This is a genomic window from Vibrio sp. ZOR0018 (genome assembly GCF_963865925.1).
GTDB classification, from domain to species: domain Bacteria; phylum Pseudomonadota; class Gammaproteobacteria; order Enterobacterales; family Vibrionaceae; genus Vibrio; species Vibrio anguillarum.
This window is the reverse complement of sequence record NZ_CAWMCN010000107.1, coordinates 114,231-129,100: the sequence shown is the minus strand read 5'-3', so window position 1 is coordinate 129,100 and position 14,870 is coordinate 114,231. Positions and strand designations below refer to the sequence as shown.

Here is a 14,870-nt window from a genome sequence, read left to right as displayed (position 1 = left end):
GTTACAGAGTGTCGTTCTGTGGCATTGATGTTAATAATACAAAAAGGAAGAATGATGAATAATATTAATAAAGTCAGTGTGTTGGGTTTGCTTTCATTGAGCGGATTGCTTTCTGCTCATGCACAAGCTCATGGTTGGGTTGAATTTCCGAGCGCGCGGCAAAATACCTGTTACCTAGATGGTGGTTTCTGGAGTAATACGATCCCTAATGCAGCATGCCAAGCGGCTTTTGATCAGTCTGGAGCTTATCCTTTTGTACAACGCAATGAAGTGGCGGCCAATGTGGCAAATTATCGTGATATGGCTCATGTTCAAGCTGTTGTTCGCGACGGCTTGTTGTGTTCCGCAGGCAGCAACGCGAAAGCAGGGTTAGATGTTGCTTCACCTCATTGGCAAAAAACGGCCGTGAATTTAGACGCTAATCAACAAATCGAATTAGTCTTTAATGCTACCGCGCCACATAACCCCTCTTATTGGGAGTTTTATCTCTCTAAACCGACTTATACCGGTGAGGCCCCATTAACTTGGGATGATCTGGATCTTATTGATACCAAAGGTAATATCACCGTGGGGACGGATAAAAAATATCGCATAAAGATTACCCTGCCTGCCGATAGAAGTGGTGATGCTGTGCTTTATACTCGCTGGCAGCGTATTGATGCCGCGGGCGAAGGTTTTTATAACTGCAGTGATATTAGTTTTAGCGGTGGTGGATCAAACCCAACGGATCCGACAGACCCATCAGAACCTGCGCAGAATCTCAGCGATCTTGGTGGTTATCTTTCACAAGGTTTCGGTCCTGTTGAATCTGGCGATACGGTTCGTTTGCGTACCTTCGATGCCAATGGCAATGAAACGACCGATATCAGCTTAGCGATTTCAGCCAATAATACAGCAACGTGGCCAGCGGAAATGGCAGGTCAGTTTAACCAAGTGAAAAAAGGGGAGTGGTTTATTGGGATTTGGCACCAAGAAATGAATCACTATATGTACGATAGTCAGAATCTGTATGCTAATCGTGTATTTGCTCCAAACGCGACTTATAGTTATCAGCTTTCTTTGCTAAAAGAGGAAACGCCACAGCCACCTGTCTCCGATAATGCTTGGAATGCGACTAAAATTTATACGTCCGGTGATGTCGTTATGCACAATCAGCAAACTTGGACCGCGCAGTGGTGGACAAAAAATGAAGAGCCCGGAACTACGGGTGAATGGGGTGTATGGCGATAGTATTAAATAGCTATAGTATCGAGTAGTAAAAAGAGGCCATGGCCTCTTTTTACTCTCTAACTCTGGTTTAATAATGGCTTATGAGATGGGGTTATTCACACAATTTGCCTTGTTTTGCTGGTTGGGTTAACGAGTAATCACCTTCTAAACTGCGATAGATTATCGCATTCCAAATGCTGCCATCCGCCATTTCAAACTCAATGGCATAATTCACCCCGTTAACCACTTGTGAACGGACATCGATAATGTCCTTTAATTGTGCATTGCTCTCCATTTGTGCTAAAGCGCTCTTCAACGCTTCTTTAGCTTCGTCGGTAATTTTTGTCGCTTGCCAACCTCCCGGCATCAACTCGCTTGCACAGATGGGTGACGGTACGGCATCTGTTTCCGTCACCATCACGGTGGGCTCTAGAGCCTTAGTACTTTCTGTTTGTGTTTGTTGATCACACCCCGCTAACGCGAGCAAACCAAATAGAGGTAAAAGAAATCGTTTCATTGAGTTGTCCTTTGTTTTTAGAAAAGCAGAAAGGGTTAATCTGAGGAGTTCATATTAACAATTGTGGTGTGAGGAGTCCGTCAAGCTCTGTTAGGTGCGTGATAAATTATGATGATTTATTCTGACAATAAAACGCTATTACTATTTCTTACCAATATTGTCAGTTTTTAACCATAAATAACAAAGCCATTTCAACGTTAGGCTAGGTGTGATGCACATAAAAAACGCATTACATGACTGTGTGTTTTTATGCCTAGAAAAGTGATCAAGGTTGCAGAGTTGTAAGCTGATCGGCGATAAATTTTACAAATTGATTTCCATCAAAAAAGTGTGGTTTTTATGTGCTACTGTGCGCGCAAATAAAAACTATTACCTCGCCCTACAAAAAGGAAATCACAATGAAAAAAACACTTTGCGGCCTTGCCGTGCTTTCTGCTCTTGTTTCTACGAATGTTTTTGCCCACAAAGAAGGTGACTTTATTGTGCGTGCCGGTCTTGCCGCTGTGGTGCCCAATGATAGCAGCGATGGTATTTTAGGCTCAAATGAAGAGCTTGCTGTGGACTCAAACGTTCAGCTTGGTTTAACAATAGGCTATATGATCACCGACAATATTAGCTTTGAAGTGTTAGCGGCTACACCTTTTAGCCATACTATTTCAACCAATCTTTTGAACTTAGGTGACATTGCTGAAACAAAACATCTACCGCCAACTTTTATGTTGCAATACTACTTTGGTGAAGCGTCATCGAAATTCCGTCCTTATGTTGGAGCGGGCATTAACTACACCATGTTCTTCGATGAAGGTTTTAACAGTACGGGAAGTGGTGCAACCTTAACGGATCTCAAACTCAAAGATTCTTGGGGTTTAGCGGCCAATGCTGGTTTTGATTATATGCTCAACGAACAGTGGTTTTTGAATGCGTCAGTTTGGTATGCCGATATTGAAACTGAAGCGACTTATAAGTTTGGCGGCATTGAGCAAAAAACCGATGTGACCATTGATCCTTGGGTATTTATGATAGGCGCTGGTTATAAGTTTTAGTGGTAGCAAGGTGATTAATAGAAGGCAGCGAGCGCTGCCTTTTTCAATTTCAAGCAAAAATTATATTGATAGTTATGTGCACTATTAAATGTACATATAATTATCATTTATGTTTATCTTGTTGATATTAAATTTAATTATTATAAGAATTCTTCGAGTTATTTTGGCTATTGTCTTTTTTGTGACCATTTTATTTGACGCTCGTTTTACACTATTTTTCCGTGCTACTGGCGAGGTTGGTTTTCTTGATCCATTTTCAATGAGCGAATTATTCGCAGTCACGTCGCTGGTGGTTGATTGGATGTAAGTCGTCAGCGGATGCTAATAATAACTCTCTAGGATTGAGAAATGAAAAAAGTACAACGTCAAATGAAGTGGCTATTCCTCGCAGCCTCTATCAGCGCAGCACTACCAGTATCAGCCGCGAAAATGGTGCAGGTTGATGATCCAAGTCTACTAGAACAAGCTTTATCCATGCAGGCTCGCAGTATTGTGCCAACACAAAATGGCTTTCAGGTGGTAAAAAGCGTCACTCTACCTAATGGTAAAGTCAAAGTCCGTTACCAGCAGATGTATCATGGTTTACCGGTCTTTAATACGTCAGTCGTAGCAACGCAAACTGAGAAAGGTATCGGCCAAGTTTACGGCATGATGGCGCAGCAAATTGATTCTGATGTGGTAAGTACTTCACCACAAGTTGAACAAAAGCAAGCGGTTAGTATTGCACTTACGCATTACCAACAACAAAACCCATCACTAACGAGTGCGGATCTTGTTACAGAAAACGAGCGTGCTCAATTGATGGTGCGTTTGGACGAAAACCAAATGGCTCAAATGGTTTATTTAGTCGACTTCTTTGTTGCAACCAATGAGCCTGCACGGCCATTTTTCTTTATTGATGCGAATTCTGGTGACGTATTACAAACTTGGGAAGGGTTAAACCATGCAGAGGCGACGGGTACTGGACCTGGTGGAAATCAGAAGACAGGTTTTTATCAGTACGGAACAGATTTCCCAGGGTTAGTGATAAATAAAGTAGGCAACACCTGCAGCATGATGAATAGCGCTGTAAAAACCGTGGATATGAAGCATGCGACATCGGGTGGTTCAACGTTCAGCTATTCATGTACCGACGCGAGTAATTACAACGATTACAAAGCGATTAATGGCGCTTATTCACCGCTTAATGACGCACACTACTTTGGCAAAGTGGTGTTCGATATGTACAAAGACTGGATGAACACCACTCCATTAACCTTCCAGCTAACTATGCGTGTGCATTATGATAGCAACTATGAAAACGCCTTCTGGAACGGATCGTCCATGACCTTTGGTGATGGCCAAAATACATTTTATCCATTAGTGGATATCAACGTCAGCGCGCATGAAGTGAGCCACGGCTTTACCGAGCAGAACTCAGGGCTTGTTTATCAAAATATGTCTGGTGGTATCAATGAAGCGTTCTCTGATATTGCTGGGGAAGCAGCTGAATTTTATATGAAAGGCAGCGTTGACTGGGTGGTCGGGAGCGACATTTTCAAATCTTCCGGTGGCTTACGTTATTTTGATCAACCGTCAAAAGATGGCCGTTCTATCGATCACGCTTCTCAATACTACAATGGATTAAATGTTCACTATTCAAGTGGTGTGTTTAATCGCGCGTATTATTTGCTAGCCAACAAAGCCAATTGGTCGGTTCGTAAAGGTTTTGAAGTGTTCACCGTCGCTAACCAGTTATATTGGACAGCAAACAGTACCTTTGACCAAGGTGGATGTGGCGTCGCAAAAGCGGCACAAGACTTAGGTTATAACAAAGCGGATGTGGTTGATGCCTTTAACCAAGTGGGCGTAAATGCTAGCTGTGGCGTAGTGCCTCCAACGGGGAATGTGCTAGAAAAAGGCAAACCAGTAATAGGGTTACAAGGTACGCGAAGCTCCGAAGCCTTCTATACCTTTACGGTCGCAAGCTCAACCAGCGCTAAAGTTTCGATCAGTTTGGGCTCAGGTGATGCTGATTTGTATGTCAAAGCCGGCAGCAAACCAACCACTTCTTCGTGGGATTGTCGCCCTTACAAATCGGGCAACAATGAACAGTGCACAATTTCTGCAACACCAGGAACCACCTATCATGTGATGCTCAAAGGCTATAGTAACTACAGTGGTGTAACGTTAAGACTGGATTAATCATCTTTATTGATTAAATTTAAAGGGGCACGAGTCGGTGCCCCTTTGTTATGTAGGAGGGTATTCAACGATAGGTTGTTCAACAACCACGGTGTTTGTTTCTAGTCTTTTCTTGCCAGCTTCTCCGCCTCCACAAATTCGCCTTGTCTTAAGCATCGAAACACCGATTTGTTGTTATGGCTTGCTATCGATATAACCACAGCACTTTTGTTATATGTAGTGTAAAAATGTCGTTAGATAAATTGATGGACGCAATTGCCGATCAAGGTTGGTACATATGGGATGACTTTTTAACACCAGAGCAAACCAAAAACCTACGAGCATGTACGCCACCGCAGTTACAAGTGGCGCGAATTGGCAGGCACGATGCCTTGCAATTAGAGGTTGAAATACGCAACGATAAAATCCAGTGGATTGAAAACAGCATGGGCCTGCCTGTGCAAGACTATTTGCAACGTATGGAGCAAATTCGGCAAGAGGTTAACCGCCACTTTTTTCTTGGGCTATTTGAATACGAAGCTCATTTTGCCAAATATGAAATAGGAGCATTCTACCAAAAACACCTCGACGCCTTTACAGGCAACGCCAGCCGCAAACTGACGACGGTATTTTATATGAATGATCGGTGGTGTGGTGCTGATGCCGGTGAGTTGGTTATTTACGATGTTGAAGATCAGTATCTCGCGACGGTTACGCCGATAGCGGGGCGTTTACTGGTCTTTTTATCCGAACGTTTTCCGCATGAAGTACAACCTACCAATGCTGAGCGTTTCAGCATCGCTGGGTGGTTTCGCATTAATGGCGTGACAGGCAACAAGCTCGATATTGCCAGTTAACGCAAAAAAGCTAATAAGTAAGCGTGGCTTTTGTGCTGCCACGCTCTTTTATCAGTCAAATTTGATCAAGGTAAAATGAGGATGTGAGCTTAATGCCTCCATCATCAATAAGGCATTGGTTTCAATTAAGTGTTCACTTTGTTCATTTTTCAACACAATGCACTCTTGTTGGTGTTCATTGCGCAGAGTGTCCATCGCGGTACCTGAATAGGTAAGACCATTTTTTAAGGTGAGCTTGACGGGCAAATGAAACAAACACGCGAGCTCAATGTAATCATATTGACTGCAAGTGACCATTATTCACTCCTATGACGTTACGCGGGCTTATTAAGATACGCGTTTTGCAAAATGTACATGCGCTTTACGTCACGATATTGGCCATTAATGAAGAATTCTTCAACTAAGTGCCCTTCCTCAACAAAGCCGGCTTTTTGGTATAAATGGATGGCTTTTTCGTTTTCCGTCGACACATGCAGGTAGATTTTGTGTAGGTTCAAAATGGTGAAAGAGTAGTCTAAGGCTTTGTTGATCAAGGTTTGTGCAAACCCTTTTCCTTGGTGCTCTGGCGTGATGATGATCTGAAACTCGCCACTGCGGTGAATGTAATCAATTTCAATTAATTCAACGAGACCGATCAGTTCCTTATCTCGGTTCTCAACCACAAACCGACGCTCGGCGTTATCGTGAATGTGCTTGTTGTACAGCTCTTCCAGCTCATCAAAAGATTCATAAGGCTCTTCAAACCAGTAAGACATAATGTTGCGGTTGTTATTGAGATCATGGATAAAGCGTAAGTCACCGCGCTCTAACGCTCTTAATGATAATTGATTATTCATAGCAAACCTTCATTGAACTAAGGCATTCATCTTATGCCGACTTTGTTGCAATACAAGTGGTTAGTCAGCAATTTTTTAAAATGCGTACGCTTACGTCTTGTGATCTGATGCCGCGAGATGAATCAGTTCGGTCAGTTTGTTTATGCTTTCCTGCCATGCCATGTTGTCTTCAAAGTTCGCTACACTGAAACGGATACAGTGTTGGAATTGCCCCTGTGTTGCAAAAAGATGCCCCGGCAGGAGGCTGATTTTGTTTTGCAGGCCACGTTGATAAAGCTCAAAACTATCGATGAATGGCGGAAGAGTCAGCCAGCATAAAAATGAACCTTCAGGTCGGCTTAATTGAAACTGCCCTTGCAGCGACGGGTAGTGATTGAGCGAGGTGGTGAGCAATTTGGCAAAGCGCTGCTGGTTCAGTTGGTAAGTGCGGCGCATTTTGGCTAGATGTTGACGGTACTTACCACTTTCGAGAAATTCCGCTACGGCTGATTGGATTAAATTCAAGCTGCCCATATTCTCGCTGAGCAATATCTTTTCTATTTGTGCTTGATACTTTCCCGCGATGATCCAACCGATCCTCAGCCGTGAATCCAAGGTTTTGGAGAGCGAATTGATGTAAATAACGCGGCCTTTGCCATCCAGCATCTTCAAGCAAGGTATCGGCTTTTGAAAATACAGGCCACCAAACACATCATCTTCAATAATTGGTGTATCACCACTGACAGCCAAAAGCTGTTTACGTTTTTCCAGAGGCATTTGTGAACCGGTTGGGTTGTTAAAATTAGGCGTGACGAGAATCGCCTTAATCGGCCATTGAGATAGCGCTTGTTCGAGGGCGCTGATGTCGATGCCTTCGACACTATGGCTGGGGATCTCCACCACTTTTAAGCCTAATGATTCAAGCAACAGCAGCGTGCCAAAATAACAAGGTGACTCAACGGCCACAATGTCTTCGCGCTTGGTTAATGCACGAAATGCGAGGCTGATGGCCTGCTGACCGCCATGCGTAATGGCGATTTCTTGTGCTTTGATTTGTAGGCCCAAATCTTGCGATATTTTTAGCAGTTGTTTGACTAAATGGCTATTACCTGGCGGTAGCTGATAGTGGCTAGGAATGTGCGTTTGCTGGCGGCTGTGGCGGCCAATTTCTGCATACAAACTACGAATCGCGGCGCCTTGCGTATTAGGATGCGCTGAACCTGCGGGCATGTGATGTTTCACTGTGGGTTGAACCAAAATTGATTTAGATAAAGAGAGAAGGTCAATGCTATTGGGTTGTGGTAACGGAATCTCCAAAGGGGTTACCGCACCTTGGACTCGATAGCCTGAACGAGGCTGAGAGTAGACGACATTCATCGCTTCTAACTCTTGATAAGCACGAATAACGGTATTTTTGCTGACAGACAGTTGTTCGCATAGCTGGCGAATGGAAGGCATTTTATCGTGTGCGTGGAATAAACCATCGTCGATGGTCTGCTTAAGATGACGTTTTACCTCAGTATATTTAGGATCCGTGTTTTTAAGCTTACTTTTCATTCTGTACCCACTAAATTATTCAAATCTGTGCCTTTTGCGCATAACTGTACCCAAATAAAGTAGCAGCATAGAATCGATTGTGGCTAGGAATTTTGTGATGTTTGTAAGAATGAGCCCGTTCTTGTTTGTCGTGCTATGGGCATCTGGTTTCGTTGGCGCAAGGTTTGGCTTAATGTATGCGGAACCTGCCACGCTGCTCACGCTGCGCATGGTGGCGAACGTGGTGCTTTTTATTGGTTTGTTGTTATTGCTCAAAAGGCGCATTCCGCGTGGTCGCCATTTGTGGCATTCCTGTATAACGGGTGTGTTGATTCATGGTTGCTATTTGGGCGGAACCTACCAAGCGATTTCTTGGGGAATGCCAGCAGGTTTAAGTGCTCTGCTGGTGGGGACACAACCCATTTTGACTGCGCTGCTGCTGGTTTTTATGAGTACAGAGCGCTTTAATCTGGCGCAGTGGTTAGGGTTAGCTCTTGGGTTTTCTGGGATAAGTCTCGTCTTGATGGGTAACATTGAGTGGCAATCGGAAGTACACAAATGGCCTGCCATTAGTTTGTGTTTGTTATCTCTGCTCGGCATCACGCTCGGCACCTTATATCAGAAAAAATTTTGCCAAGGTGTGGATATGATTGGCAGCGCTACCGTGCAATATGTGGCTGCGTTATGCCTATTTTTACCTTGGGCTTGGAGCTTTGAAACCATGCAAGTGCAATGGACACCGACCTTTATCATGACACTGGTATGGCTGGTTGTGGTGCTGTCATGTGTCTCTATTTTATTGCTGTTGTATATGGTTGAACACGGTGCGGCCTCAAGTGTGGCTTCGGTGTTTTATCTTGTACCACCAACCACCGCCATTCAAGCATGGCTTGCTTTTGATGAATCATTGGATGGGTTTGGTGTTGCGGGCTTCTGCCTTGCCGTTACGGCTGTTTATCTGGTGGTGAAAAAGCCGAATCTGCTGAGAAAATTGGCGAAACCGGTATTTGAGCGTTCATAAAATTCACCCCTATAAACCGAACTTAGAATGGGGTGCTCTGCTGGTGGTTGGGTAATCAATGGATAATTTCTGACTCGCGGCGGCACCTAATGACTTTGCCAATTTTTTCAGATTGATCTTAAGTGATGCACTCAAAAATGCGCTGCCCTTCCTCTGTTTTCCTAAAATATTTTACTGTGTCATCTAGTTTTAAACTAAGTGAAACACAACTGTCATATTTGCGTCCTAAAGTGAGTTTCGTTCAATACACAACGGCAATAAAGCCTCTTAAGGATATTTGTGATGAAAAAGACAGTAATCGGTGCAATCGCTCTTTTAGGTGCATTGGCAGTTAACCCAGTTTTTGCAAAAGAAACCATTTCTGCTGTTGGCTCTAGCAGCGTAACGCCATTGATGGAAGTTTTCTCTGAAACATATATGAAGAAAAACGCGGACGTGTTTATTGAGGTTCAAGGCCCAGGTTCTTCTGCCGGTATTAAAGCCGCTAAGAACGGCAGTGCGGATATTGGTATGTCTTCACGTGGCCTAAAAAGCTCAGAAAAAGAAGCATCATTAGTTGAAGAAAAGATCGCGCTTGATGGTATAGCGGTGGTTGTGCATCCAAGCAATAAAGTAAAAGGGTTGAGTGCTGAACAAGTCTCTGCCGTTTACCGAGGCGAGATCACGAATTGGAAAGATGTCGGTGGTGAAGACAAACCTATCGTTGCAATTACTCGCGATACCGCATCAGGTACTCGTGGTGCATTCGAAGAGATTATGAAACTGACAAAAAAAATCTCAGACAAGACGGTATCTGCTATCTCTCAACGAGCTCAAGTAGCTAACGGTAACGGTAGTTTGAAAACTATGGTTGCGTCTAACCCTTATTCCATCGGTTACATCTCTCTTGGCACCGTTGATAACACGGTTCATGCCTTAGCGGTAGACGGTACTGATGCATCGGTAGATAACGTGAAAAATGGTTCATACAAAGTGGCTCGTCCTTTCCTTGTACTGTACAAAAAAGGCCAACCATCCGCTCAAACGCAACAGTTCCTTGATTGGATGCTAACGCCTGAAGCTCAAAAACTCGTTGCAGAACATCACTATATCGCAGTGAACTAATTGACTCTCCCATTCGACTTGAAGTTGCAGCGGCGTTGTTTCGTTCAGCCCAATCACATGCTTTATCCATGTGGATGGGAATTCACTGACTTGCTGTTTAGCCGCCACTTCAAGTTGTTTGGGGAAATAACTTTAAAAGTTTGCTTAGCCCATCGTTGGGGCTGAGCCTTTTCTATCCACGTCGATTCCATCGAATAGTGAGATTGATACTATGACCATCGCAACAAATAGTGAAAAGCTTATGAACAACGTTTCTACGCAAGCTTCCAAACGTGCACTTCGTGCTAAAAAGCGTGTGGACTGGAAAGAGCGCATTTTCCACGGGTTGTTTCTTACCAGTGCCATTATTGGCATTGTGTCTCTTGCCATCATTGCCTACTTCATTTTCCGCGAAAGTATTCCCGCATTTCAAGAAGTGGGTATCTCGGGTATCGTCCTTGGACAAGATTGGTTGCCGCCAGCTCTGTATGGTGTGGCAACTATGATTGTCGCTTCTGTGGTTTCAACGTTTGGTGCGGTTATCGTTGGTGTGCCTGTGGGCGTACTCACCGCTATCTTTATTGCCGAAGTCGCACCAAAACGTGTCGCGAATATCATTCGCCCAGCCGTTGAATTGCTCGCTGGTATTCCTTCCGTGGTCTATGGTTTCTTTGGTCTTGTGATTATTGTTCCTTTGATTCAGGACATTTTCCAAGTTCCTGCGGGCAATACCATTCTCGCGGGCATTGTTGTGCTTGGTGTCATGATCTTACCGACGGTGATTACCGTGTCCGAGACTTCTATTCGCGCGGTCCCTCATGCGTACAAAGAAGGTTCTTTGGCATTAGGTGCATCCAGTATTTTTACTATCTTCAAACTGCTGGTACCGGCAGCTCGCTCCGGAATTATGACTGGCGTCATCTTAGGAATTGGGCGTGCGCTCGGTGAAACCATGGCCATTATTATGGTGATGGGCAACGCGCCAGCGATGCCTGAAGGTATTTTAGACTCAGCACGCACGCTGACAGCCAATATTGCGATTGAAATGTCTTACGCAAGTGGTGTTCATGCCAGTGCGCTTTACGCAACAGGCGTTGTGCTATTGGCATTCATCATGATCTTGAATGCCACATTGCTCTATTTAAACCGTGAGAGAGCGAGATAATAGTGATGGATACAGTAAAACTAAAACGTGCCCGCCAGCTAAAAGATAACGTATTGAAAATATCTATTTGGATTGCGGCCGCTGTAACAGTCGGCTTCCTATTTTGGATTATCTGGTACATCCTTTCTAACGGGCTACAACACGTAGATTGGAATTTCGTTACTGACGATTACACCCGTACTGGCAATGAACACGGGATCTTCCCGATGATCATATCGACGATTTATATGGTGATCGCTTCTATTTCGGTGGCCGCCCCGTTGGGTATTATGACGGCGATTTATCTTACCGAATACGCCAAAATCGGTAGTCGCTTGGTGAAAGTGATCCGCTTTTGTACCGAATCTTTGGCGGGGATCCCCTCCATTATCTTTGGTCTATTTGGCATGACCTTCTTTGTGGTGATTCTAGGCTTAGGCTTCTCTATTTTGTCGGGTGCGCTAACGCTCAGCATTTTGATTTTGCCTGTGATCATTCGGACCACAGAAGAAGCGTTGATGGCCGTTCCTCAAACTTATCGCGAAGGTTCTTATGGTCTTGGAGCCTCAAAGATATACACCATTTGGCGTCTGATTTTGCCAAGTGCAATGCCCGGCATCCTCACGTCAATTATTTTGAGTATTGGTCGTGTTATTGGTGAGTCGGCTCCTGTGTTTTTAACCGCAGGAATGGTGGCACGTATTCCTGATTCATTGCTCGATTCAGGCCGCACCCTAACCGTTCACCTTTACAAACTCACAACAGAGCTGTTCACGGTTGAAGAGTGGAATCAAGCCTACGGTACAGCAACCGTGCTGATTGTGGTTGTGCTACTGATCAACATGGTGACGAAGCTAATCGCAAGACGATTTAATACCGCTTCTTATTAAGCAGAGCGTTGGGTGCGATTTACAGAATTTTGAGAGATAACAAGAATGAACAAATTTAATATTGAAAACCTAGACCTTTTTTATGGCGATAACCAAGCGCTAAAATCAATCAACCTGCCTATTCCAACTCGTCAAGTGACAGCGCTGATTGGCCCTTCTGGCTGTGGAAAATCGACTTTATTACGCTGTTTGAACCGAATGAATGACCTCATTGAAGGCGTGACTATCACCGGTAAATTGGCGATGGATGGGCAAGATATTTACGGCAATATTGATGTTGCAGATCTGCGTATCAAAGTGGGAATGGTGTTCCAAAAGCCAAATCCGTTCCCAATGAGTATTTATGAAAACGTGGCGTATGGGTTACGTGCACAAGGGATTAAAGATAAAAAGCACATCGATGAAGTGGTTGAGCGCTCATTGCGCGGCGCGGCGTTGTGGAATGAAGTAAAAGATCGTTTGAAGTCACATGCGTTTGGCCTCTCTGGTGGTCAACAACAGCGTTTGTGCATCGCACGTACGATAGCGATGGAGCCGGATGTGATTTTGATGGATGAACCAACGTCCGCCCTTGACCCGATTGCAACACACAAAATTGAAGAATTGATGGAAGAGCTGAAAAAGAATTACACCATCGTTATTGTCACGCACTCAATGCAGCAAGCGCGTCGTATTTCTGATCGCACAGCGTTTTTCTTAATGGGGGAATTGGTTGAACACAATGATACACAAGTGATTTTCAACAATCCTAAAGATGATAGAACCATGGGATATGTCAATGGCGATTTCGGCTAATCACTTATTGCAGCGACTAACCTGGAATAATAGCGGACTCATTATAACTATAAAGCGATGGTAACTTTGCCCCTCATACAGAGGGGCTTTTTTGTAGAAACTTCATGGCATACATATTCTTATCCGCAATATGTATTAATTGATTAATATTGGCTGAATCTTTAGGAAAAGAGGCAATACCGATACTGGTTGAAAGCTTTGCTCCCACTCCATTATCCACGAAAAAATTCTCTTTAAAACACGCTTTAATGTGGCGTTGCATAATGCTCAGTTCCATCGCATCTACGCTATGGATGATCAGGGCAAACTCATCACCCCCCATACGAAATACCGAATAATCAAAGGTTGGAATCGAATGTGTTAAGCGAAACGCTACTTGCTGCAACACACTGTCCCCTGCTTTATGACCATTTTGGTCGTTAATGGGCTTAAAGTCATTTAAGTCGAGAAGAAAGAGAGAGAAGGGGTTGTTGGCAGAAATTTGATTCAGCTCTTCAAACATCGCAAGGCGGTTTGCAAGTCCAGTTAGAGGGTCAGTTAACGCTAAGGTACGCTGAGCAACCGCTTCTTTATGAAAAATATAGCTAACTAAGCCAATGCAACCCAGCATCAAGAACATCAGCAGAAATTGTACCTGTGTTAGCCTATTTGCTTTTTCTTTTTGCTCTAGATAGATAGGGCTTTGCAGTTGAAAGTTTTGGTTTACATAGCCGATAATCTGGTCGTAAATCAAGTGGGTATGTTTTTCAAATACAGCCAATGACTTTTGATCTTTAACGGCCAGCAATAAGCTTTCTAATATTTTGAAATCATCAAAGTTGTTCTTAAAGAAATGCTGGGAATCCGTTCTGCCCATAAAATTATCCGATTCCTTACTCGTTAGAATCAAGTCAAAACGGCTCCAAATCAGCTCATACTGCAGCCAAGTGTGCGATCTCTTCTCCTGTGAATCTAAGTAATAAGGAATCGAAGCAACCAGCTCAGAATACTCTTTGGTGAGCTGGAATAAATACCAAGTTGCATAGTTACGTTGGTCGGTATAGGAGTTGGCTAAAGAGCGTGTGGTCGAAAGTATATACAAATTAGCGACGATCAAGGTGGCTGACAGGACAATCAACAGTGTTTTTGCCCGGTATAGCAAGGGGTGTAAAGTGCTGTGTTTTGTAAAATTCATTATTTACCGTGAATCAATAGTTTTTCTAACTGCCACACCATTTGGGTGTAATAAATGCCATTGTCTATTTGTGGATATTTATCTAGATTGTAGATCAGCCAAAACGGCCCCTTGTTTCTTATTTTCATTTCATCGCCATTCATGTGATAAGCAATAATGGGTTCATAGCGAGTTAAGTTTTCAATTGCAATATTAGCGGCGTAATCATTAATGGCCAAAAATGATACAGAAGAAACCTGTCCAACTTGCAAATGATTAATTAAATCAATAACTTTAAAACCAGTGAAAGTATTTTCTTTTGGTAACCAAGGAAGCTGAGTCGTGAAGGTTTCACGAGGCAGTATCTCTGCCAATTGTGCAAGAGAATAAGTAACCCGATCTTGGTTTGGGAGGGTAATAGTTAAGCTTGCAGCATGAACAAATAAGCTGAAAAAAATAAGTGGTAAAGCGGTTATCCATCTCATCATAAACTACCTTATTTACTTCTGCTTTTTTCTTAGAGCATAGGCTAAAAGTATAAGGTGATAATTTAATCAATGAAATTATTTTCTATTTATATTTCTGTTAATTTGGTCGAATCAATCTTTAGTTTAGAACAAAAAAATCCCCACATAAGTGGGGAC

The 14,870-nt window shown here is 43.4% G+C and carries 16 protein-coding genes; 10 read left to right on the top strand and 6 right to left on the bottom strand.

The genetic code is table 11. The features are described 5' to 3' along the window. Window positions 1-54 precede the first annotated feature (54 nt). Window positions 55-1,230, top strand: a complete 1,176-nt coding sequence (locus AACR75_RS08685; protein WP_047687770.1) for a lytic polysaccharide monooxygenase — start codon at window positions 55-57, stop codon at window positions 1,228-1,230. Between the two features lie 91 nt (window positions 1,231-1,321). Here AACR75_RS08685 and AACR75_RS08680 read toward each other — a convergent pair whose 3' ends face one another. Further along, window positions 1,322-1,726: a cystatin domain-containing protein gene (locus AACR75_RS08680; RefSeq protein ID WP_047687769.1), complete on the bottom strand. Its 405-nt coding sequence runs from the start codon at window positions 1,724-1,726 to the stop codon at window positions 1,322-1,324. A gap of 398 nt (window positions 1,727-2,124) precedes the next feature. Between AACR75_RS08680 and ompW the strand changes: the two genes are divergently transcribed. From ompW to AACR75_RS08660, 4 genes are all read left to right on the top strand, one after another. Continuing rightward, complete coding sequence (gene ompW / locus AACR75_RS08675; RefSeq protein WP_047687768.1) at window positions 2,125-2,769, top strand: outer membrane protein OmpW; 645 nt, start codon at window positions 2,125-2,127, stop codon at window positions 2,767-2,769. A gap of 163 nt (window positions 2,770-2,932) precedes the next feature. Then, window positions 2,933-3,076 carry a hypothetical protein gene (locus AACR75_RS08670; protein WP_197056779.1) on the top strand — a complete coding sequence of 48 codons (144 nt, stop codon included), beginning with the start codon at window positions 2,933-2,935 and terminating at the stop codon, window positions 3,074-3,076. A gap of 41 nt (window positions 3,077-3,117) precedes the next feature. Next, complete coding sequence (empA, locus tag AACR75_RS08665; RefSeq protein WP_017047405.1) at window positions 3,118-4,953, top strand: zinc metalloprotease EmpA; 1,836 nt, start codon at window positions 3,118-3,120, stop codon at window positions 4,951-4,953. A gap of 227 nt (window positions 4,954-5,180) precedes the next feature. Then, a complete protein-coding gene (locus tag AACR75_RS08660) occupies window positions 5,181-5,789 on the top strand; it encodes a 2OG-Fe(II) oxygenase (protein ID WP_047687767.1) in 609 nt (202 codons plus the stop codon). Between the two features lie 51 nt (window positions 5,790-5,840). Here AACR75_RS08660 and AACR75_RS08655 read toward each other — a convergent pair whose 3' ends face one another. From AACR75_RS08655 to AACR75_RS08645, 3 genes are all read right to left on the bottom strand, one after another. Further along, window positions 5,841-6,086, bottom strand: a complete 246-nt coding sequence (locus tag AACR75_RS08655) for a Rho-binding antiterminator (protein ID WP_017045964.1) — start codon at window positions 6,084-6,086, stop codon at window positions 5,841-5,843. Between the two features lie 17 nt (window positions 6,087-6,103). Continuing rightward, window positions 6,104-6,625: a spermidine N1-acetyltransferase gene (gene speG, locus AACR75_RS08650; protein ID WP_013868118.1), complete on the bottom strand. Its 522-nt coding sequence runs from the start codon at window positions 6,623-6,625 to the stop codon at window positions 6,104-6,106. A 90-nt stretch (window positions 6,626-6,715) separates the two neighbouring features. Further along, entirely contained in the window at window positions 6,716-8,161 is a 1,446-nt protein-coding gene (locus AACR75_RS08645; RefSeq protein WP_047687766.1) for an aminotransferase-like domain-containing protein, read from the bottom strand. Window positions 8,162-8,258: 97 nt separating this feature from the next. Here AACR75_RS08645 and AACR75_RS08640 point away from each other — a divergent pair, with 97 nt between their 5' ends. The 5 genes from AACR75_RS08640 to pstB all read left to right on the top strand — a co-directional run bounded on the left by AACR75_RS08640 (window position 8,259) and on the right by pstB (window position 13,073). After that, window positions 8,259-9,161 (top strand): DMT family transporter, encoded by a 903-nt coding sequence (locus AACR75_RS08640; RefSeq protein ID WP_047687765.1) that lies wholly within the window; start codon window positions 8,259-8,261, stop codon window positions 9,159-9,161. A 282-nt stretch (window positions 9,162-9,443) separates the two neighbouring features. Then, on the top strand, window positions 9,444-10,265 hold the full coding sequence (locus tag AACR75_RS08635; protein ID WP_026027935.1) for a phosphate ABC transporter substrate-binding protein: 822 nt from the start codon (window positions 9,444-9,446) through the stop codon (window positions 10,263-10,265). A gap of 211 nt (window positions 10,266-10,476) precedes the next feature. Further along, on the top strand, window positions 10,477-11,409 hold the full coding sequence (gene pstC / locus AACR75_RS08630) for a phosphate ABC transporter permease subunit PstC (RefSeq protein WP_047687764.1): 933 nt from the start codon (window positions 10,477-10,479) through the stop codon (window positions 11,407-11,409). A 5-nt stretch (window positions 11,410-11,414) separates the two neighbouring features. Then, entirely contained in the window at window positions 11,415-12,278 is an 864-nt protein-coding gene (gene pstA, locus AACR75_RS08625; protein WP_026027681.1) for a phosphate ABC transporter permease PstA, read from the top strand. A 45-nt stretch (window positions 12,279-12,323) separates the two neighbouring features. Then, window positions 12,324-13,073, top strand: a complete 750-nt coding sequence (gene pstB, locus AACR75_RS08620; protein ID WP_013868112.1) for a phosphate ABC transporter ATP-binding protein PstB — start codon at window positions 12,324-12,326, stop codon at window positions 13,071-13,073. Between the two features lie 73 nt (window positions 13,074-13,146). On the opposite strand, the gene AACR75_RS08615 is transcribed toward pstB, so the two are convergent. Next, the gene (locus tag AACR75_RS08615) at window positions 13,147-14,247 is read right to left on the bottom strand and encodes a GGDEF domain-containing protein (protein WP_047687763.1); all 1,101 of its coding nucleotides are present in this window, start codon (window positions 14,245-14,247) and stop codon (window positions 13,147-13,149) included. Beyond that, window positions 14,247-14,714, bottom strand: coding sequence for a molybdopterin-dependent oxidoreductase (locus AACR75_RS08610; RefSeq protein WP_013868110.1), 468 nt, complete (start codon window positions 14,712-14,714; stop codon window positions 14,247-14,249). Before AACR75_RS08610 ends, AACR75_RS08615 begins: the two co-directional genes overlap by 1 nt. Window positions 14,715-14,870: the final 156 nt, after the last annotated feature.